14 protein-coding genes are annotated in these 20,166 nt (G+C 42.7%); 9 read left to right on the top strand and 5 right to left on the bottom strand.

All coding sequences use genetic code 11. The annotated features are described in order from the left end of the window. Window positions 1-330: 330 nt before the first annotated feature. Window positions 331-1,983, bottom strand: a complete 1,653-nt coding sequence (locus QUB39_RS18750; protein WP_333057023.1) for an alpha-amylase family glycosyl hydrolase — start codon at window positions 1,981-1,983, stop codon at window positions 331-333. A 645-nt stretch (window positions 1,984-2,628) separates the two neighbouring features. After that, window positions 2,629-3,348 (bottom strand): response regulator transcription factor, encoded by a 720-nt coding sequence (locus tag QUB39_RS18745; protein ID WP_333259428.1) that lies wholly within the window; start codon window positions 3,346-3,348, stop codon window positions 2,629-2,631. 397 nt (window positions 3,349-3,745) lie between these two features. Between QUB39_RS18745 and QUB39_RS18740 the strand changes: the two genes are divergently transcribed. Then, on the top strand, window positions 3,746-5,614 hold the full coding sequence (locus QUB39_RS18740) for a PAS domain-containing sensor histidine kinase (RefSeq protein ID WP_333485125.1): 1,869 nt from the start codon (window positions 3,746-3,748) through the stop codon (window positions 5,612-5,614). A gap of 306 nt (window positions 5,615-5,920) precedes the next feature. On the opposite strand, the gene QUB39_RS18735 is transcribed toward QUB39_RS18740, so the two are convergent. Next, on the bottom strand, window positions 5,921-6,448 hold the full coding sequence (locus QUB39_RS18735) for an orange carotenoid protein N-terminal domain-containing protein (RefSeq protein WP_333057027.1): 528 nt from the start codon (window positions 6,446-6,448) through the stop codon (window positions 5,921-5,923). A gap of 327 nt (window positions 6,449-6,775) precedes the next feature. Here QUB39_RS18735 and QUB39_RS18730 point away from each other — a divergent pair, with 327 nt between their 5' ends. Then, window positions 6,776-7,141: a hypothetical protein gene (locus QUB39_RS18730; protein ID WP_333057028.1), complete on the top strand. Its 366-nt coding sequence runs from the start codon at window positions 6,776-6,778 to the stop codon at window positions 7,139-7,141. A 226-nt stretch (window positions 7,142-7,367) separates the two neighbouring features. On the opposite strand, the gene QUB39_RS18725 is transcribed toward QUB39_RS18730, so the two are convergent. Then, complete coding sequence (locus QUB39_RS18725; protein ID WP_333057030.1) at window positions 7,368-8,528, bottom strand: glycerate kinase; 1,161 nt, start codon at window positions 8,526-8,528, stop codon at window positions 7,368-7,370. 75 nt (window positions 8,529-8,603) lie between these two features. Further along, window positions 8,604-8,936 (bottom strand): DUF565 domain-containing protein, encoded by a 333-nt coding sequence (locus QUB39_RS18720; protein ID WP_333057032.1) that lies wholly within the window; start codon window positions 8,934-8,936, stop codon window positions 8,604-8,606. 364 nt (window positions 8,937-9,300) lie between these two features. Here QUB39_RS18720 and QUB39_RS18715 point away from each other — a divergent pair, with 364 nt between their 5' ends. The 7 genes from QUB39_RS18715 (at window position 9,301) to QUB39_RS18685 (ending at window position 20,159) form a co-directional block, all read left to right on the top strand. After that, window positions 9,301-9,879 carry a hypothetical protein gene (locus QUB39_RS18715; RefSeq protein WP_333057033.1) on the top strand — a complete coding sequence of 193 codons (579 nt, stop codon included), beginning with the start codon at window positions 9,301-9,303 and terminating at the stop codon, window positions 9,877-9,879. Window positions 9,880-10,331: 452 nt separating this feature from the next. Continuing rightward, complete coding sequence (locus tag QUB39_RS18710) at window positions 10,332-12,332, top strand: ArnT family glycosyltransferase (RefSeq protein ID WP_445243114.1); 2,001 nt, start codon at window positions 10,332-10,334, stop codon at window positions 12,330-12,332. Between the two features lie 148 nt (window positions 12,333-12,480). Further along, window positions 12,481-12,729, top strand: coding sequence for a hypothetical protein (locus QUB39_RS18705; RefSeq protein ID WP_333210248.1), 249 nt, complete (start codon window positions 12,481-12,483; stop codon window positions 12,727-12,729). A gap of 27 nt (window positions 12,730-12,756) precedes the next feature. Beyond that, window positions 12,757-13,368, top strand: a complete 612-nt coding sequence (locus tag QUB39_RS18700) for a hypothetical protein (protein WP_333057035.1) — start codon at window positions 12,757-12,759, stop codon at window positions 13,366-13,368. Window positions 13,369-13,471: 103 nt separating this feature from the next. Beyond that, a complete protein-coding gene (locus tag QUB39_RS18695; RefSeq protein WP_333057036.1) occupies window positions 13,472-13,792 on the top strand; it encodes a type II toxin-antitoxin system Phd/YefM family antitoxin in 321 nt (106 codons plus the stop codon). Between the two features lie 84 nt (window positions 13,793-13,876). Further along, complete coding sequence (locus QUB39_RS18690; protein WP_333279169.1) at window positions 13,877-17,830, top strand: hypothetical protein; 3,954 nt, start codon at window positions 13,877-13,879, stop codon at window positions 17,828-17,830. A 1-nt stretch (window position 17,831) separates the two neighbouring features. Then, the gene (locus QUB39_RS18685) at window positions 17,832-20,159 is read left to right on the top strand and encodes a hypothetical protein (protein ID WP_333057038.1); all 2,328 of its coding nucleotides are present in this window, start codon (window positions 17,832-17,834) and stop codon (window positions 20,157-20,159) included. Window positions 20,160-20,166 lie beyond the last annotated feature (7 nt).

Below are 20,166 nucleotides of genomic sequence, written 5' to 3'. Positions count from 1 at the left end.
CAAACGCTTTCGCCGTTTCCGGCGCGGGGAGTAGGACACGGCGCCATGCCCATAGGTGTCAACTTAGCGTTAAACCCGCACTCCGGCAGTCCGGCAGGGGTTGAAACCCCTGCCTCAAAGCCGAAGTCCTCTGAAGAGGACTGAAAAACTCATTAGTCCTCATAGCGAGGACTTCAGCTATTAGACAGGGACTTCAGTCCCTGGCGGACTGCCGGGTGGGAGGACTGGCGGACTGATAGATTAAGTTGACACGACGAAAGGCAGTGCCCTTTCCTACATAATGATTATTTTGGGCTAGGGAAACGGCGAAAGCCTTTGTCCTCCGTTGCCTTACTGCCAAACAAACACTTTTGCTTCGTATTCCGGCAAGTCAATCATAATATTGTCATCGCCAGATTCAACATCATAATTCCCAGTCCATTCGTGCCAAGTTCCGTTTGCCGGAAAGTGGGGAACGCTGTAACCTGCTAGATAATTTTCCGACATATTCGCCACTACTACAACTCTCGAACCTTCATCGTTCCAGCGAGTGTAAGCAAAAACTTTCGAGTCGGGATCTTCGTGGAAAAACTCGATGTTTTCTGTGTAAAGTGCTTGGTTATTTTTACGCAGGTGAATCAAGCCTTTGTAGTATTCCCACAAACCTTTATTCAGGTCATTTCCTAGCAGCGTCCAGTCAATTTTAGATTGCTCAATAGTTTTGCCTTTGTATTCGCCAAATTCTTCGCCCATCCAAATCAGCGGCACGCCAACTGCTGTCATTAACAGCACGGTTCCCAACTTTGCCCGCTTGAAGGCGGCTTCATCCAAAATTCCCCGATCGCCAAATTCGGCAAAAATGCGATCGTGATCGTGATTACTCAAATAATTGACTACATTCGTAGCACCCAAGTAACCTTGCCGCTTGCAGTCGATTACCTCTTTGAGGCGTTCTAAATCAAAATTGTCCCCGCACAGTTGTGGAATTATCGAGTGATAGAAACTGTCGTGCCAGCAGCCGTCCATCGGCCCCTCTAGATTAGTGATGCTGGGATCGTCGGGAATGTATTCGGCAACGGTATAAAACGGTTTGGGGCCGGCGACATTTTTGGCTTCTTGAACTACCCAGTGCATGAAATCGTAGTTAGCTATTTGTCGCGCCGCGTCGAAACGAATGCCGTCGAGATGATATTCTTGAACCCAATAGCGGACTGTATCGCCAGCAAATCTGCGCGCCGGGAAAGTTCCTAAATTTTCGTCGTAAAATTCGTAGTTAAATTCCGGGCCCCAATTGTTATCTGGATCGCGGGGTTCGTGGTGATACCAATAATCGTGATCGATTTGAGTGAGGGGGCTCGATGATTCCGAGTGGTTGTAAATACCGTCGATGATGACGCGAATCCCCCGCCCGTGACACTCGTCTATCAGGTTTTTGAGTTCTTCTGTGGTTCCGTAGCTGGACTCGGTAGCGAAGAAGTAGCGAGGGTTGTAGCCCCAACTGTAGTCGCCTGGGTATTCTTTGAGGGGCATGAGTTCGATCGCGTTGACGCCGAGTTCGACTAGGTAATCGAGTTTTTCGACGACGTGCTTGTACTTGCCGCGGGCTAGGGGATCGTCTTCGCCACCGGAAAAGTCGGCAACGTGCATTTCGTAAATCACTAATTCCCGATCGGCTGGTAGCGGTTTGTCATCGTGTTTCCAGACGTAGGTATCGACAATGCGCGAGCCATCTTTGATCCGAACAATGCCGTTTTGAGTAGGATCGTCAATGTCAGTCGCGTAGGGATCGACCACATCTACCCACTGATCGGGTTCCAGAAACCAGCTTTTCGACTGAACGCGGAATTTGTATTGATAAACGCCATCCTCCAACTCAACTCGCGTGCGAAAAAAACCTTCTTCGTCCTTTTCCATCGGAATATCTTCCCAATTAGAAAAAGAGCCAATCACGGCAGCTCCTTTGTTGTAGGGAGCAAATAACTTGAATTCAATTGGGGCAGCCATAATACCTCTTTCTAAAATTTTTCAGTAGCAGTTGATACTTTTAATTTTACAAATTTAAGCGAACTCAGCATCACTCTACGGATATAATTTATTTAAGGCTTAACTCTTCCTAAAAGTATCGTAATCTAGTCTCTGTCTCTGCCTTTTATGAAGTGAAATCGCGCAGTATTGGCAGTGCGATCGAAATTTATCTCACTGGCGATCGCTCAACAATAAGTATTAGTAATATGATAGTTTTTTAGCATCTATCTTAAGGTATATTTACTTTTTAAAATTTTGAAAAAAATATCTGTACTGGGATAGATGCGGATTTAAACTCGATCTTTTTTTTAACAAGAAACAATTGCTCGGCTGGTACACACTGCCTGCCCTAATTTTTTGATAACAATTAGTCATTCGGTGTGCACTGCACACCCTTAATCAGTGACCGAAAGCCTCCAGGATACCCGCCCCGTGATTCATTCCAAAAGCAGACTCAGGACCCAGAAATAAAAAACGTGTATCCGATAAAGGAACCCCCGAATTTATCTCGCGCAAGTCAATGCTTCAATTCTTTAATCTAAAATCTCAAATCTCAAATCGATTGGCCGTAAGGTGCGCCCAGCGCACCCTACTTTTAACTTGATTTTGCCTGACGATCGGGCTTCATCCAACCAAGCCAGAACGCAGGGCGAGAACGGCTGCCTGAGTGCGGTCATCAGCGCACAACTTGTTCAAAATATTGCGGACGTGAGTCTTGACTGTACCGACAGTAATGTACAGCTTTTCGGCGATTGCAGCATTGCTGTAACCCTGCACGATTAGTTCCAAAACTTCTAATTCCCGCTCGGTTAAAGGGTAAGTCTCAATGATGTGACTAAACTCTGGTTCGGCAGCCTTAATGGTGACTCTTTTGCCCTCAGCCTTCGGTTCTTCCGGCGCGGGTTCCTGAGTGCGAGCTTGTTTCAGGACGATACGGGCGATCGCCGGATCGATCCAAGAGTTACCTTCGTGAGTTACTTTTACTACATCTAATAACTGATCGAAGCTAATATCTTTCATGCAGTAAGAGTCAGCTCCGGCGGCAAAAGCTGCCAGAACTTCTTCTTCATTGTCCTGAAAAGTCAGAATCAAAATTTTTGTATCTGGATCGGACTCCTCTAAGGATTTTTTGAACTTTTGTGTCAGTTCAATGCCGTCAAAATCCGGCAACCCAATATCTACAATTGCCACGTCAGGTTTTGAAGACTGAAGCAGTTTCAATCCCTCTGTAGCGTTAGCTGCATCGCCAACAACTTCTATCGTGTCACGCTGTTGTAAAGCTGTGCGGATGCCGACTCTTGTCAGGTCATGGTCTTCTACCAAAGCAACGCGAATTTTACTCATCTTTCTTCCAATAGTCCGCTAAACTTTTAAAATATCGTCAACTGACTCAGCTAAACTGAGTAAATTTGAGAATGTGTCCTGATTTAGGGTTTTACAGGTCGCACATCATTGTTAAGCATACTCATGCAGCAGCCAAGAATGCAAGTTAATTTTTAAGTTATTTTGCGACGATGCCTGCACTATCCGGATCGGGACAGGTAAGCTCTCAATGTTTTAACAGTTTAACTGAATTATCTCCTTGTCCGCCCGTTGATAGAGGTAAAGATACCACTACCCAGATAAATTTAAAGTATAAAAAGTTTTGATGCACCAGGGCGGTCAAAATCAATAAAGCTAGCCGCACGAGTCTTTAGCCGATGTTAGGGCTCTAGTCCAATGCTTATTTATATAACCTGTTATGACTCAGTATCACGGCAATAAGTCTTTTCCCTCGGAGTTTTCCGACTCGGAAATCTTACACAAAGTATCTGAAATAACATCCCCCCAACCGCAAGTTGGCGACCGCGAAACTCAGGACGATCGCCTGTGGTCGGCAATTCCTCACATAGTTTGGAAAACAAAGGCCGACGGCTGGGCTACTTATTTCTGTCAGCGCTGGGAGGAGTACACAGGCGTACCAGCAGCAGCAGCTTTGGGTTTCGGCTATCTGGCGCGCGTCCACCCAGAAGACCGCCCTCGTCTATTGGCGAGATCGCACAGTTCTAAGTTCCCACCGCCAAGCTACGAAATTCTATTTCGCCTGCAGACGCGAGAGGGCACTTACCGCTGGAACGTGGCCAAAGGAAGGCTCGCTAACCCCGACAGTCAGGAAGTTTTGGAGTGGGTGGGAACCTACACAGATATGGAGCCGATCGAACAAACTAAAGCCGAGCCCCAAGCAGAACCAGAGTTTTGGCCGCATCAAGCGTGCTCGGAAGCTAATTTCAAAGTAGAAAAATTGTGCCAAGCCCGGACGGTAATAGAGGCTGGGCGGGAGTTACAGGTGATAGAGCAGTTTACAAATATATTGAGCCAGCGCGCGGGCAGTTTGTGCCAGTTGTTGCAAGCCATCGCGGACGCGACTGTAGAGGCGATCGCGGGAGCGGAATTTTGCCTAGTTGCTCTCCTGGAGTCGGATTGCAGCGGCCTCAAACTCAGCGCTGTCGGGGGTACGGAAAACTTTGGTGGGGGCAAAACCCCGCACGTGCAAAACAAGCTGCTGTGGAAAGCATTTGCGACGGGAGAGTCTGTACTGTGGCGGTCGGAGTGCCGCAAAGGCTTGCTGCCGGCGGCGGCTTGTGCAGCGGCGATCGAGTCGGGGCAAAGCGGGCGTTTGGGTGTGCTCGCCATCGGCAACGGGAAAGACAGCACGGCGATGGACGGGCATACTCAGCAACTGCTGGCGGTGATGGGAAAACAAGCGGCGATGGCCATTAATAACGCACTGGCGATCGAAAAATTAAAAAAGCAGGAACAGCTTTTAGACTTGCAAAACGAGCTGCTAATTCGCCAGCAGGAAGAACTGGAAAATCAGGGGCGACGCATTCAACAGCAAAAATTGGAACTGCTAGAAGCAGCCAAGTTAAAATCGCAATTTTTGGGCATCATGTCCCACGAATTGCGAACTCCCATGAATTCGATTATCGGCTTTTCCCAATTGCTGCTGCGCCAGCACAAACAACTGCTCAGTGCCCAGCAAAAAGAAATGGTGGGGCGCATTTTAGATAACGGCAAAAACCTGCTACTGCTGATTAACGATATCCTCGACCTCTCCAAAATCGAGAGCGGCCGCACAGAATTAACAATTGAAAAATTTGATTTAGCAAATTTAGTAATGGATGTCGCCTTGGAATTCGGAAATCAAGCCACCGATAAGAATGTGGCATTGTCCGTCAGCGTGTGCTTGCAGCATCAGTTTATAGTTAATGACAAGTTGCGCCTGCGGCAAATTTTGGTCAATCTCGTTTCCAACGCGGTTAAATTCACACATGAGGGCAGCATCTATATTGAGGTGCGGGAATTAAATCGCGATCGGCTAATTATCACCGTTCGGGATACAGGAATCGGCATCTGTGAAAAGGCTCTTCCCCACATTTTCGACAAGTTCCACCAAGGCGACCAAACCACAACTCGCCAATATCCAGGCACTGGTTTAGGACTAGCTATTTGTGCCTCTTTAGTCAAGATGATCGACGGCACAATTACTGCTGAAAGTCAACCCAAAAAAGGTTCGATATTTCGGATGGAATTTCCGCGAAAAGTTTATCCTAAAAAACTTACTTCCTGACTAAGGATCGCGAATTAAATAACTTACAATTTTAATTGTTATTGTGGGATGGGCGTCCCGCCCGTCCCACAAACTTGTGGAAGTTATTTAATTCTCATTCCTTAGTGCTTTAAATGCACAACAGCTTAATAGACGAAAAAATAAATAGGACTAAGAGCAAAAAAAGGTGTTACCTACTAATTATAGCGGTAGGGTGCGCCGAGACGCACCCTACATATAGAGGTTTTGGGTAATTCCTTTATTCTTGAGTCCCTCTCTGCTAGGAGGAGAGTTTGTGTAGGATAGGTTGCAACAGCAGACTCTTATCTAAAGACTAGAAGTTTTCCCTACTTCTGCCTGAGTAGCAATTGGTTTAACATCGGTGTAGCCCATATTATTAGCTACGTCGCGCAGCACCGAAATTTGCTGTTCAAAATCAAGACCTTCAATTTGACCCAACACGCCATTGACAGCCTCAGTTGCCTCATATCCGTCGGGGATATCGACAATTGTTTCACCCATACCAATCGCCCAAGCATACCAAACCACCAACTGATTGTTAGCAGTTAAAGCTCCGTAAGCGTGAGAATAGGGCGTGTCGTCGCGGTTGACAATACCTCGCATGATATTCAGTTGTTGATCGGCCGAAAGCTTGTAAAAATCATCCAGCAGCATGGGAGCTAATTCTGGTTCGGCGGCGGCGGGAGCGGCTGGTGTAATTGAATCTCCCATTTTTTCATAAACAAAGTAGAGCAGCGCCAGCTTTTCATCTGTACCCAACCCGTTGATTGTCTGAACGATGTTTTGAGTGTCGTTGGAGAGAGAGTGAGGATTGGTGGCGGCGGGTGAGTTCATAAACAAAATTCCTTAAAAATGCTTTCAGAATATATAAATATCAACATTTGTAAGTGCCAGTCACCATCCCGAAGAGGTAATACGATTTGAGGTTTTAAATTTTAGATTTTAGATGAAAGAATTGAGAATGACAGATGAGGTATGGGTTTGAAGCTTGCATATAGTTGGATTAGTTTAGGAAACTCGTGTAATGTTGACCAGCCACATGAGAATAAATCAGCCTTGAGATAGAAGCGCGCGATATATCTACGGGTAGATGAAAAATTAACGAAATAGAATCACAATAAATACAGTAAATTGTTAAATAAAACTAGAAAGGAGTCGGCTATGTCTCAAATCAATACAGAACCAAATAACACTGAAAGCTTTGACGCTCAGCAGATAACTGAAAGCGTGGAAGCTGGAGAACAAAAGTTGCCGACAGTTGATGTATCAGCAGACTACGAAGCTTCAAAAGAATTTAGTGTTAGTGACATCGATCGCACGGGTGCCGGCGCTCAAGCTGCCGCCGCTGCAACTGCACCTAAATTTCCTATTCCCGCTCCTAAAGATATCGCAAAGCCGGCAGATACAAGCGGCAATCCCGCTGATTTTCGTTCGATGGCTCAGGAAATTAAGCCTGCAGGTACACCGGGCGAAGTTACCGACGATTTGATGCAGAAAGCGATCGATCTTGGTACTCCCGGCAGTTAATTTAGAAATTCTCCATCCTCGACGGACAACCTCTGTATTGTAGGGTGCTTATGACGCGCCTTCCCCCTATAATTCGCGCGTCAAACCACTTTTTATATAAGTCCTGCAAGTGACTGTACGATAAGCTGCAATACAGTAGGGACGGAACAAGGTTTTGTCCTTAAAAGCTGCAATAGGGTAGGGACACAACATTTTTGTGTCCTTAAAGCGTTAATTTTAACTCTCCCTAATCGCTTAATTTTAAGTCGATCGCCCGACAGATTTGGCCGACAGTGCGATCGCCCAAAATTTCAATTACTAAATCCACGCGATCGCCCTCCTCAACCATCGACTTAATAAATAACTCGGGATGCAGCGCTTTCCAGAAATATTCGACAAACCGATTAATTTCCGCTTCTGACATTCCCGACTTCCCCGTCGCCATCATTTCCCGTTCCGCCTGATTGCGCCACACTTGAGAAATGCGATAATCTTGGGGATACAAAACCATCAACCGATCTAATCGGTTCCACAGGGGCAGATAGTCGTGCAGCTTCGCATTCATATCGCGCGCAAACTGACAGTCGCTTTCTGTGGAAATCGGAAACGGTGCAGCCGCCAAAAACTCGTTTAATTTGGCATCAACCACCGGATTCACACCGACAAACCAACCTTCAAAAAGTACAATATCCGCACCGGAAATAATTTCGGGTTGACTTCTATCTCCTGCACCTCCATAGGCTGATTTGTCAAACCTGGGAATTTCTATATTTTTAATTATATCCGGTTTGAGGGCATCTGATTTGGGATTGTCAAATGCTGCTAAATTATGAGTTTGAGAACCGCGCAACTTGTCTAAAACTGCGATTCCCAAGTCAATATCGTGAGTGCCGGGGGGGCCGCGCCAAATTAAACGCGGGTCTGCTTTTTGGAGTTGTTGGCGATCGGCATAAGTCTTGTAAAGATCGTCTAAAGAAAGGCTGACAGTAGAATATCCCAATTTTCCCAGAATCAGCCTCAAAACTTGGCATAAAGTAGTTTTTCCCGTTCCTTGCCCTCCTAAAATTCCTTGAATTAAAGGACGGTTTAAACTTTGTTTGGCAGTCGATAATTGCATTGCCAGCGGCAGCCACAGATTCCACAAAGTTTCGAGGAAAACAGTTGACTTTAGGGGGAAAGTATGCAGTTCGTCAAGAAGAGAAAAGAATAAATCGGTTTTGCAGCGGACAACATCGGCTACACTGTCAGGAGTAATCCCAAAAGCGCGCGTTCGCGAAGCCCTCGAAGAGGATCGCACATCATCCGCAAGTTCCCACAAAGCCAGGTGATCGAAGTCGGGAGCGATCGGGCGATCGCCGGCTTGCCATCGATGTAAAATTTCAACAGGGGTTACAGTCGATCGATCCATATCCTAAAAACTCTCGCTAGCGGGGGCTGGTTTTGTCCAATTACTATCTACAACCGACAAATATTTCCCCTCCTTTTAAGAGCCAAGTTTGAAAGCCTCCACAAATAAATTGTAAGTCACGCCAATTTTCAGAGCATAGAGCATATCCACCCAAAAAGAACGGGCTACAGGCCGCGGGCTGCCGTAAACCAGCCAGCTCGCAAACTCAGTCAACAACACCAACAGCCCGGCCGCGATAATATCCCAATCTGCTGATTGTCCGGCGATAGTCGAAATAGCAGTTCCCAAAAAAGTGCCGAAAAGCAGGCTAATTAGCAGTAGCGAAATCCGCCGCCAAGGATTGCTCAGCCAGCCTCGGAATCGCTCGCCCAGAACATCAATCAATCTGTTAATTCGGGTATTCTGCATAAAAAAAGTTATACCATTGGAGATTCGAGATTGGAGATTTGAGATGCGGAATTACTGATGAATATTGGGTTTTGGAGTACGGGCATAGAGTAGCACTTTTTTTTTCAACTGCTATTAAAAGCTATAACGATGAGTCAACAAATGCCCCTCCAGGCTAAATCCAAATTCTTACCGCGGTCAGTATGTCGCCATCTAAAATATAAAATTTAACATCTAAGATGGTATTAAGCGATTGGCGAATTATAGCAGAGAACGGTTAAGTCATTAAGTGTAACTGTATCTTGTGTCACAGCAGCCCCTGGTTTTACATTAAAAATAGTTAAGACTCATTGCGGGTGCAGTCTATCCTTTAAGCCTAAAATTTATGAATCTTAAAATTTACCAGCTCGTAATTGGAGTGTCGATCGTCCTAATTACAGGAATGTTTCTAGGACGTTTTGAAATCACTATCTCCAACGGTTCAAATCAGTCGAGCGATTGGCCCTCACAAGCCACCGCACTCCCCCCCATACCCCCCATTTCTCCAGTTGCGACAGATTCAGCAGACACCGCTAGCGAGCCCAAACCCGACTCAACACCAACCCCCCCAGATCCAGAGGAGGAAGTGCTTTCCTCAATCCCTGTAGATGCTAAAGCCTCCGGCCGTTTGCGCGTCAGCAACCGCAGCGAACACCCAGTGCGAGTGGCCCTGCTGTCGAAACGGCAAGCCAAGGAATCCTACGGCAAACCGGCGCACTGGGATTTTGCGCCGGGGGAAGGTGGCGGCAAGGGACTGATGCTATCGCTGCCGGAGGGAAAGTTACAAGTCAAACGGGGAGACATTTTAGTGGTTTTTGCTCAGGATGGTTCTCGCCGCTACTGGGGGCCTTTCGTCGCCGGGGAGACACCCTCGCCGGCTTGGAACAGCACAGCCGGAGAATGGCAATTAATTTTGCAGCCGTGAACGCTTAGCTGCAGGTGCGGAAATTTGGGTCGAGAATTCCGGTCGATCCGGTCTTGTTGAGAATGGGCTATGGGAGGTTAAACTCACATATCTTGCACCATTCTCGCTTAACAGGCTTTTGGGCCTGTTCCACAAAGAGTGAATTTTCTTGTGGGGAGTAGGGGTTGGGCAGGAGAGCCAGCCCCTGAAAGGCTTGTTGAGAATGGTGCAACATCTCTGTTTAACTGATATCTTGCACCATTCTCGCTTAACAGGCTTTCCGGCCTGTTCCACAAAGAGTGAATTTTATTGTGGAACAGGCCGGAAAGCCTGTTCATAAAAGCCTTCTTGAGAATGGTGTAACATCTGAGTTTAACCAGATTCGATCGAATGGGGAGTTTCGAGAATGCGAATCTTTCGGTAGACTCTCTATGCGAGCTAAAATTTAAAATCTAAAATCGCAGGAAGTTTGCGTGAAGGAAGTTATTAAAAATTTGTCAGAGTTTAGGAAGCGCCCGTTAGCGTTAGCGAAGCGATCCGAAGGAAAGCCCTCGAAGAGGATCGCACCAAAGCTGCTGTCGCTTTTATGGCTGTGCGCGATCGCCTGGGTAGGTTTCTTGTGGAATCTCGGCAACATCGGTTTAGTTGACGAAACCGAACCGTTGTTTGCCGAAGCCGCCCGTCAAATGACGCTGACAGGGGATTGGATCACTCCTTATTTCAACGGCGAAACGAGGTTTGACAAGCCACCGTTGATTTACTGGCTGATGGCGGTGGCTTACCGCACGCTGGGTGTTAACGAATGGGCCGTGCGTCTTCCCTCGGCCTTGTGTGCGATCGGTCTGACTTGCCTCGGATTCTATACCTTATCGAAGGAAGGAGGAAGTTCGGCAACGGATTCTGTAACGGATTTAACGGATGTCAGGAATAAGGAAGAAGGGCACGATACGGATTCGGACACGGATACACGGATGAATGTAACTGTCTTTTCTCCCTCGTTCTCCCACTCTCCCACTCCCCCACTCTCCCCTTCTCCTAGTATTCCTATTTTTCTTTCTACTCCCTGGATTGGTGCTGCCCTAATAGCTTTAAATCCCCAAACTATTGCCTGGGGACGGACTGGCGTTTCAGATATGCTATTAGTTAGTTGTATGTGTTCGGCACTATTCGCATTTTTTCTCGGTTACACTCTAGAAGAACAGAGAGAAAAAGCCGAATTTTCCACCGTTTCCGCTTCCCGATTTCCCAATAAGTGGTATCTGACTTTTTACGTACTAATTGCCTTAGCAATTCTGGCTAAGGGGCCTGTGGGAATTGTCTTGCCAGCGCTGATTGTTGGCTGCTTCGGGCTTTATTTGGGAAATTTTTGGCAACTTTGGCGCGAAATGCGTCCGGTGTCGGGAATCTTGATTATTCTGGCGATCGCCTTGCCTTGGTACATTTTGGTTATTTTAGACAACGGTCAAACTTATATTGACAGCTTTTTTGGCTATCACAATTTCCAGCGTTTTACTGGAGTAGTCAACAAGCACTCCGCGCCTTGGTATTTTTACTTTTTTGTAGTGCTAGTTGGTTTTGCACCTTGGTCGATTTATTTGCCGGTGGCGATCGCCCGCACCCGTTTTTGGCAGCGCAGTTACTGGCGTCGTCAACCGCGATCGGCTCAGTTGAGTTTATTTGCCCTATTTTGGTTCGTCTGCATCTTTGGCTTTTTTACGATCGCCGTGACCAAATTGCCCAGTTATGTATTGCCTTTAATCCCCGCCGCTGCGATTTTGGTAACGCTGCTGTGGAGCGATATTATTGCAGGCAACGAACCAGAAAATAGGCGGGCAAAGTTAGAAAAAAAACCTAATTCTTTACCGCGAGGGCTGTTAGTTACATACATTTTCAATGTCATATTTTTACTGATTATAGCCGGAGCAACTTTCTACTGCTACAACTGGCTCGGAGACGACCCGGCTATGCCCAATTTTCCCCAAGCAATTCAGCAGTCGGGATTGCTGATTGTAGGCGGTACGATTTGGATAATTACAGCGGTGGCGATCGGACTTTTACTTTGGCAGCGGCAACAGCGCTGGATTTTGGTTGCTAACTTCATCGGGTTAGTAGCATTTATCATCTTTGGTCTTACTCCCGCCTACAAATTGGTCGATATCAACCGCCAGTTACCTCTGAGACAGTTAGCGCAGGTTGCGGTTCAACAAAAACTGCCGGGGGAAGAGTTTATTATGGTTGGTTTCTGGAAACCCAGTCTGGTTTTTTATACCCAAGAGCCGGTGACTTACTACCGAGCTGTCAGAAGGGCGATCGACTACATTAAGGAATCTAAAAACCCAAATTCTCCCTCTATTTTGTTGCTGGGATATCCAGAGAAATTTGTGGAATTAGGATTGCAGCCAAATCAATATCAATTGTTGGACAGTCGGGGCGCTTACCAACTCGCCAGGGTTCCGAGAACAGCATTTCGATAGTGGATTGTACTGCGGTGTGAGCCGACCTATATGGTGTGAAAGTAGGGGCAATCCCCCCGTGGTTGCCCCGGAATTTGGATATGGTGCGTCCAGGACTGCAAAAGCTATAATCTAGTCACTACCTAAAGCCCGAAGCTGGGAGCCTACAATGGTTTCAATTCTCAACAAACCCTCCTCATTAATCCATGAGATTTGCATTGAAAAAGTCGATCGGTGGAAGTTGTTCAAATTTAGTGAATCGCTGCCACAGCGTATGGAAAATTTGTTAGAGAAGAAGAAGGACGATCGACTAATAGCAGAAGAGGCAGCCGAACTCGATGCCATTGGGGAATTAGATCGTATCTTTACCCACATCAATGCAATGATGGCGGCTCAAGATGTCAATCAGCGATCGTGAGTTAACTAGCGTTACGGAGTAGATTAGATGAATCCTGAGACAAAACAAGTATCACAGCACATGAAAGAATTTGGGCTTCATATTCTTGGGAGAGCTATTTATGATGCAACATTTAGCGAGATCACGAGGCCTTTTGCTCATATGTTGTCGGTAGTTCATGCAGCACATGGAGCAGAAATACTTATCAAGGCACGCATTGCTGAAGAGCATCCGCTTTTAATCTTCAAGTCCTACCCTAAATCAAATACTACTAAGGATGTATTGAGTATCAAGGAACTCTTTAAGTACAGTCGAACTTTAATTTATTCAGAGTTACCTGAAGTTCTTTGGGCGACAACTGGTTATAGAATCAAGGAATTAGATAGATATCAAAAATTTGGCGATCTGCGAAACATCATTGTCCATTTTTCTGCCGCTCCTGATTGCGAAGCTTCCACAGAGACATTAAAATTTGCTTTGGAAGTTTTAGATTATATAGTTCAGGATTTTTGGGGTGAAAGCTTGATTTACTATTCGCAAGAATGGGACGATGTAATCATTTCTGAGGGTTATCTGCGAGAACAAATTGAGCAATTGAATATTCAGGTGCACCCCGACACACAGAAACAAATAGAAAGTCTTGACCTAACCTTAAAATAAAATGGATATAGAAGCCAGAAAGGGAACGATCGCTCATAATTAAGGGAGTGTCTACAGCCACGCCACATCATCGAGAAAAGCGTATTTAGAAAAGTGGAAGATTATGATTCCAATCAATGAAGCCCAAAAGCAGTTGCAGCAGTTGATCGATGCGGTGAGTCAGTCACACCAACCTATTGTGATCGCAGGACAGACTAGCAATACAGTGTTATTATCTGAATCTGACTGGGCATCTGTGCAGGAAGGAGACACTGTATCTTCTCTCAGTGCCAGGGATGCGGGAATCAATTCGGGAAGGAATGGCAACGGCGATCGAGGATTGCGATCGCCAGTTGCAGTGGTGAATGGGAATCTGGTATACACCAAGCAGGCACAGAAAGATGCCAAAAAACTGGTGTTTAGCAATTTACGATACAAAGCATAAGAGTTCAGGCGCTACTATGGGTATCAGTCAAAGAAAAGACTATCCCACGATATGTATTTACTCTAGATAAGGTGATAACACATAATGCAAAAGCAAACAGACGATCTTAATCAGCAGTTAGAATCAGTTCGTTGCAAAATTATTAATTCCTACCTGGCAACTATTGAAGATAGCTTTCGAGAAAACCGTCCCCAACTAAAACTTATCAATTATGGTACGGGTTCTGGAAAAACTCACCAATTGTTTCAAGCGATTTATAAAACCATAGAAGAACATTCAACTATTCAAATAATCGGCATATATGTTGCGCCATTGAGAGAACACTTATGTGTTCCAACTTCAGTTGAGAGCCAATACCAAAATATTCCCGTCTATAAAATAAATTCGTTAGAAATGAAAACGACGGATGAGTATATCAAATTATACAAGGAACTAATATCTTCTATTCTCAAAAACACAAAACTTTGGAGAATTGATAAAAAAGTATGTTCTGAGGAAAAGGTTCAGGAAAATAAACGCAACCTAGAGAAAGTAAAAGAGGTGATTAAACGCCTTGAATATGTAAAAAACACAGGTTTAGGAGATGAGGATTTTAATGATTCTGAAATTACGAGAGCCAGACGGGAACTGAATCATTTAATTGAAAGCTTTTTAGAGTTTTTTATCAAATGTGAATTAGATAAAAGAAATTGTCCTGCTCAATGCTCAAAGTTAATTGAAATATTTTTCCCCCTCCATCTTCTGCAAAACAAATCTGGAATTTTGATGCTCACCTATAATAAATTTGAAACGGCTATTCCGTACTTTATCCACAATGGTACAAAATGGGTAAAGAAAAGCAGTCATCTCGATAAATACGTTATTGAGCATACAGACAACTCCCGAAAGTTTATCCTTGCCTTGGATGAGCAGGAAGATGGCTATCAAATTATGCTAGAGGAGAAGATTGATATTATCTCTCCTGAAAAACTGGCCATCAATAATGCGCTGTCATCTATCAATAGAGAATTTTCGATGCTGTTTTCAACTCAAAACAATGAAAACAGAGATTTTTTAACTTTTGTAGATAAGAATAAGGGAGCTTTTTACGAATTTCAAGAACACTTGGAAAAAGACAAAGTTCTAGAAGAAAAATTGCAAAAATTCGCCCGCACATATCAAAGACTGACTGTTGAGGAGGGAAACTCTATCAAGTTTTTACAACAAATAGTAAAAATTCAAAAGGGGCTTGACGAATCAACGGAAGAAATTGTGGGAATTTTCGAGAATAATGATGAAGAAAATCCCATTATAGTAGATTTTGAAATGTTATCCAGAGTTATTTCAAAATTCGAGAATAATAGAAGTTTGTTGATTCCTCAAAAGCTTTACAATAAAATATGTGATGATTTAATGAACATTTTTGCATACAACAACCTATACATCTACAACCTAGAACCTCTGCAAAAATTGTTTTTAACCAAACCTTCTGGCGGGCACGTCCAAATCACAGAGGAAAAAGTGGCAGATAATACCTCTGTAGCAGAGTTAATTTATGCCATTCTAGCTGTGCGATCGCAAATCAAAACCATCAAAGATTTTCTAGCTAACGTCTTAGATGCTGAAGATTCTCAATCCCGTTCTTTAGAAATTTGGTCGAAACAAATAGCTAAAGTCCAAAAGGCAAGTGAAGAAACTCCATCGCAAAATCAACTGCTAAAATACTTAAATATTGCCTATGTCTATGAAAGTTATAAGTCGATCGTAAATATCAAAGAAATTTCTCGTTATCAAAATCCTAAAAATAATCTGATCGAGCGCGCCCTTAGAGAAGTTTCTATTGGTAGTACGGCTATATTGACTTCGCCTGAATTCAAGATAAATTCCATGTTATGCAATAATAGTAATGTGATTTTTTTGATTTCAGCAACAGGAGGAATTTTAGGAGATTTAAGCACGAGCTATGATATGCAGTATTTCAAAGATAAATTGCGGAATGCTAGTGAATCCGGTGAAAGTTCCTTTAAGGAAATGAGCGAGGAAGAAGTATCGCTTTGCGAAAACATCAGAGAGAGTCGTGAGGCGAAGCGACAGATTGCAGTAAAGTTTTTCGGTGAGGATTTATTGTCTTTCCCAAATAACGCAACTCAAAAAGTTGTGGAACGATTTGAAGAAAAGATTTTAAAAGGTTTTATCGACGATATCAAGCAGGATGGGAATTGGCTGGGAAATTACAAAATCCAAGAACTTCAAAAGTTTATTCGTTTCTTGTTTTACCTGTTTGAGGATGACTCAATTAAAGAAACAATTGCTTTTACTCAAACTCTACGCTGGATTAAACAGTTAATTCAACATTGCGAGCGGCTCAATCATGCTAACTTTATATTTAAGGTGTCACCCAAACATCCAAATATATATTATCTGCAAGTAAAGCATAAGGAATATCAGAGTAAGATTCAGATTAAAATAATTTTGTATGAGGCATCATTCAACAGTCTTTACTGTGACAAAAAAGCTGAGAACACGTATTTGAATGAGCTGGTTGAAAAAGAAGGGGAAAAAATATTCTTCATATCGGCTTATCAATCAGCTTCCAAAGGATTGAATCCTATCATCAAAAACCCTAACGGCAATGAAAAAGATTTCGACTCTTTAGCTTTGTTAATGGACAGTTACTATACAGTAATGGGCCCATCGCTTAACAAATCAAAAGATTCGGGATTATCTATGACGCTTTACCATTTTGCCTTAATGAAAAGTATTGTAAATTTGGGAGAGTCTGATATTGAAATCAAAGATTTCAACCAATACCTCAGCCAACCAGAAGCTGGAGAATTTCGACAGCAGCAACACCAGATTTTATTAGGGAAACAAGTTTTGCAAGCTATCGGCCGATCTGAGAGACGCGATTTTCCAAACCAAGTAGTAAAAATATTTGTTAATGAAGAAACCCGAAAAAATCTAGTAAATTTTTACAGATACCTGGAACGGGAAGAAAAGGAGGAAATTCGGAAATTTTCCGTTAACAACCACAAAGTCTACTTAAGCGTTCGAGAAGAAGAGAAAAAACGAGCGATTAAGGATTATGACGATCATGTTATTGATGAGATTGATGCCACTCTGGCTTTTCAAGAGTTTAGAACACAAATGTTGGAGGAAATCGAGCGCTTTCATCTTAATACACATACTTTTGATATCGCACAAGCGTGGGATGCGTTGCGCGACCCAATTGTTTTCAAGGACCCAGCCAAGTATCTGGAAAAGTTGCGAGATTCAGAGCTATTTCCTGATGATTTTATTGAGTCATTATTCTATCACAACCCAGAACAAGTTGAATTTACGCCATATTTAGCTTCCGAGGAAGAAAGCGGTCAAAAATTCCAGATTATCAGTGATAGCATCAATGGGGAAAAAATCTATTTTTACCAGAAGGGGTTATATCCTGAATATCTAAAAATCAGCGATCGAGGCTATGACTTAGAAGGTAATGAAATTGACTCGCTAGAGCCTTCGACTGATTTAATCTACAGACTGTACAACAAGTTGATCCCCAAACCCGAAGTTTTTAATACTTATATTCCGCGTCCGCATTTCTTTTACGATGTGTTGTATCCCTCACTGGCTGAAAATTTTGTGGAACGCTGGATTCAAGATATAATTTTCAAAGGCAAAGACTGGAAAGCTATAAAATCCACCTATGGTTTTGAGCCATTGCAAGATTTCACAAAGTATCGTAAGCTATACGAGCGGTTTGATTTGTACTATGTCAAGGAGAAGACGCTATTTTGTATTGATGTTAAAGCTTGGAGCGTGGCTTCGGGAAATCGCCTGTCCAAAAAAACCCTGGATAAAACCGAAAAGAAGCTGAAGGCGATTGTTTCAGACTATCCAGAATTTAGCACTGCGAGAGGGTTACTCCTTAACTTGCACGCCGCCCAAGCAAAAAATCAACAACACTCACCCAGGTTATTTTCGGGAAATTTGATTTTCTTTGACGATCGCAATTGTCCAGTACAATCCAATATCCTCACCGAGTTTTTGTTTCCCAAGGAGAAATAAAATGAAAAATAAAATAGCAGCCTTATCAGATATATCGCGAACCAACCAAATAGAAATATTACAAAACCCACAAGAAGTTGCCGAAAAACTGTTTCAGTATCTATTTAAAATGGGACAAGGGATAGAACATTTTCCTCTTAAAAATCGGCTTGCTGAAGATGAAAATTCTGAGAATGAGGATTCACGGGCTAGCTTTTATAAAGAACAGCATAAATACATTAAAAATGAAATAAAAAAAAGGCTGGCTGAACATGGGCAAGAACGGGAAAATTCAGACATTCAATACTTCCTATCCTATACTGGTGGCAAAAAATATGTGTTCTTTTTATCGCCTAATAAAAATCATTCGGGATGGCAAAAGTTATTTACGGCTAATTCTAGCGATCGAGAAAGAATCTTCAACCTCATTTTCAAGTTTTATATTCTGTCTCTAGGCTTATCCGTTGAAACAATAAATGGTTTTGAAGAATTACTATTACTCCATTCGATGAAGCCCATTGAATCAAAAAAATCTCTTTTTGTCTGGGGACATAATTTGTTAATCAAATACAATCCATATAATGTACTAACATTAACCTTGTCTCGAAAATACCGAAAATTCTTATTGCCCAAAGATAAAAAAGATTACAAGACTGTAGATGGTGATAATTTAGGAGAGTTGTTGGTATGCAAAAATAAAAATTACTACTTCGATCGCGATCTAGATGCTCGTCACAAAAATGATATTCCTTTTATGCAATTTGATACAGAGCCCAAAAATTATGACAAGTTCAAAAAAACTCAGCTTTATCATTACCAAAACCTCATGACAAAACTTGAGGGCTTTTTAAGTGAGTGCCAGATTAAATTTAAATCTCTTGATTTTCAGGCTGACCACTACTTAGAAAACCCTTTCATCAAAAACATAGAATCTGTAGAATTTTTAGACATTATTAATAATACTGGAGTCGATTTAGCTGAATCTGACCAACAATTTTTGCAACATTTTCTGAAACATCAAGGGGTATCTACGATCGCATTTTACAATCAGGGAAAAACTGTTAGTACCTATGAAAAAGTAGAATCTGAAGGTGAGGAAGAGGTTTGCTGGAGAATTACTGAATCTATTAAATGGTCAGATATTCAACTCGAATCAGGAAAAAACTATTTGGTTTTCAATAAACTTTTGGAGGAAGAAGCCGGTTCAAGGGCTTACCAGAGAAAAGATGCTCTGTGGTGTCCATCAACAAAAATAGATAATAAATCGTCAGTAGATTTCTATTCACAGTTAAAGAAAAGATTTAACTATTTAGACACAGGAGTTTTTGTTAGCACGCAGGGGATAAATATACCCGAATTTACTGGTGTAGGAAATAATAAATCAGCTTTGGCGGTTCTTAATTATACAGCTCAAATCGATCGAGATAGTCTCCAAAATGATACGAAAGCTTGGACAGAGGGGAAATTATTGGATGTAGAGGGTTATATTTCCTGCTATCTAATAGGACAAGAAGATAGCAAGGAATGGGAAAATTTCTGCGATAAATACAAGATAAAGATTTCCCCAAAATTTCAGAAAGTCTTGATAGAGTTGGGAATTAAGAACTGGATCGCGCAGAGTTTTTCAAATGAGAACTTGGGCTTGCCTATTACTACTCCTCAATCATTTACTGAAAAACAATTTTTTAGTATTTATGTCCGCAGCCCTAGAAACAAGGAAGCTAAAGCGGTTGCGGTAGAATTTCTTTGCAAAGATGGTTGCATATATATAAAAAATGTAATCTACGATTTGAAACAAATAGAATCTAAGTTTCGATTCTTAAAAAAGAAAAAAAATAAGTCAGAAAAATTAATTGACGATCAAAAATATTTTGTAGATGAATCAGAGGATCTGTATATTAGTTGTTATACAGATGATTTTTATACACCAACGTTAATTGGACGGACTGGTATTATTGAAGACTTGGAAAGCGGAGAACTAACAATAGATCGAAAAAACAAAAGTGAAAATAGTAGTAGATTTTTACCTTTGGTATCCCATTACAATAGCGAGATTAAACCTATTAACAGAATCCAAAAGATGATATCTTTGGATTTAAAGAACGAAATATTTATTCAGTATTATGTTCCTCCCGCGCAAAATATCGTAGGAGTGATTAAGAAAGGGTTTAGAGTCTATCATTTGATTGGGAAGAGATATTCAGGAGAGTCAATTCCCACATCTGAGCTGATCGAGCATCCCATCACAGCTTTACATCTTAGTACGCTAACTCACAATGTTTTAAAAATCGGGGAAAACAGTCAATCGTCATTGTTACAAAAAGTAGCACAAGTATTAATTGAAAATTGAAACAAGG

Source organism: Microcoleus sp. AT8-B5 (genome assembly GCF_036705565.1).
Classification (GTDB): Bacteria; Cyanobacteriota; Cyanobacteriia; order Cyanobacteriales; family Microcoleaceae; genus Microcoleus.
The sequence above is the reverse complement of the archived record's forward strand: the minus strand, read 5'-3'. Positions and strand labels throughout refer to the sequence as shown.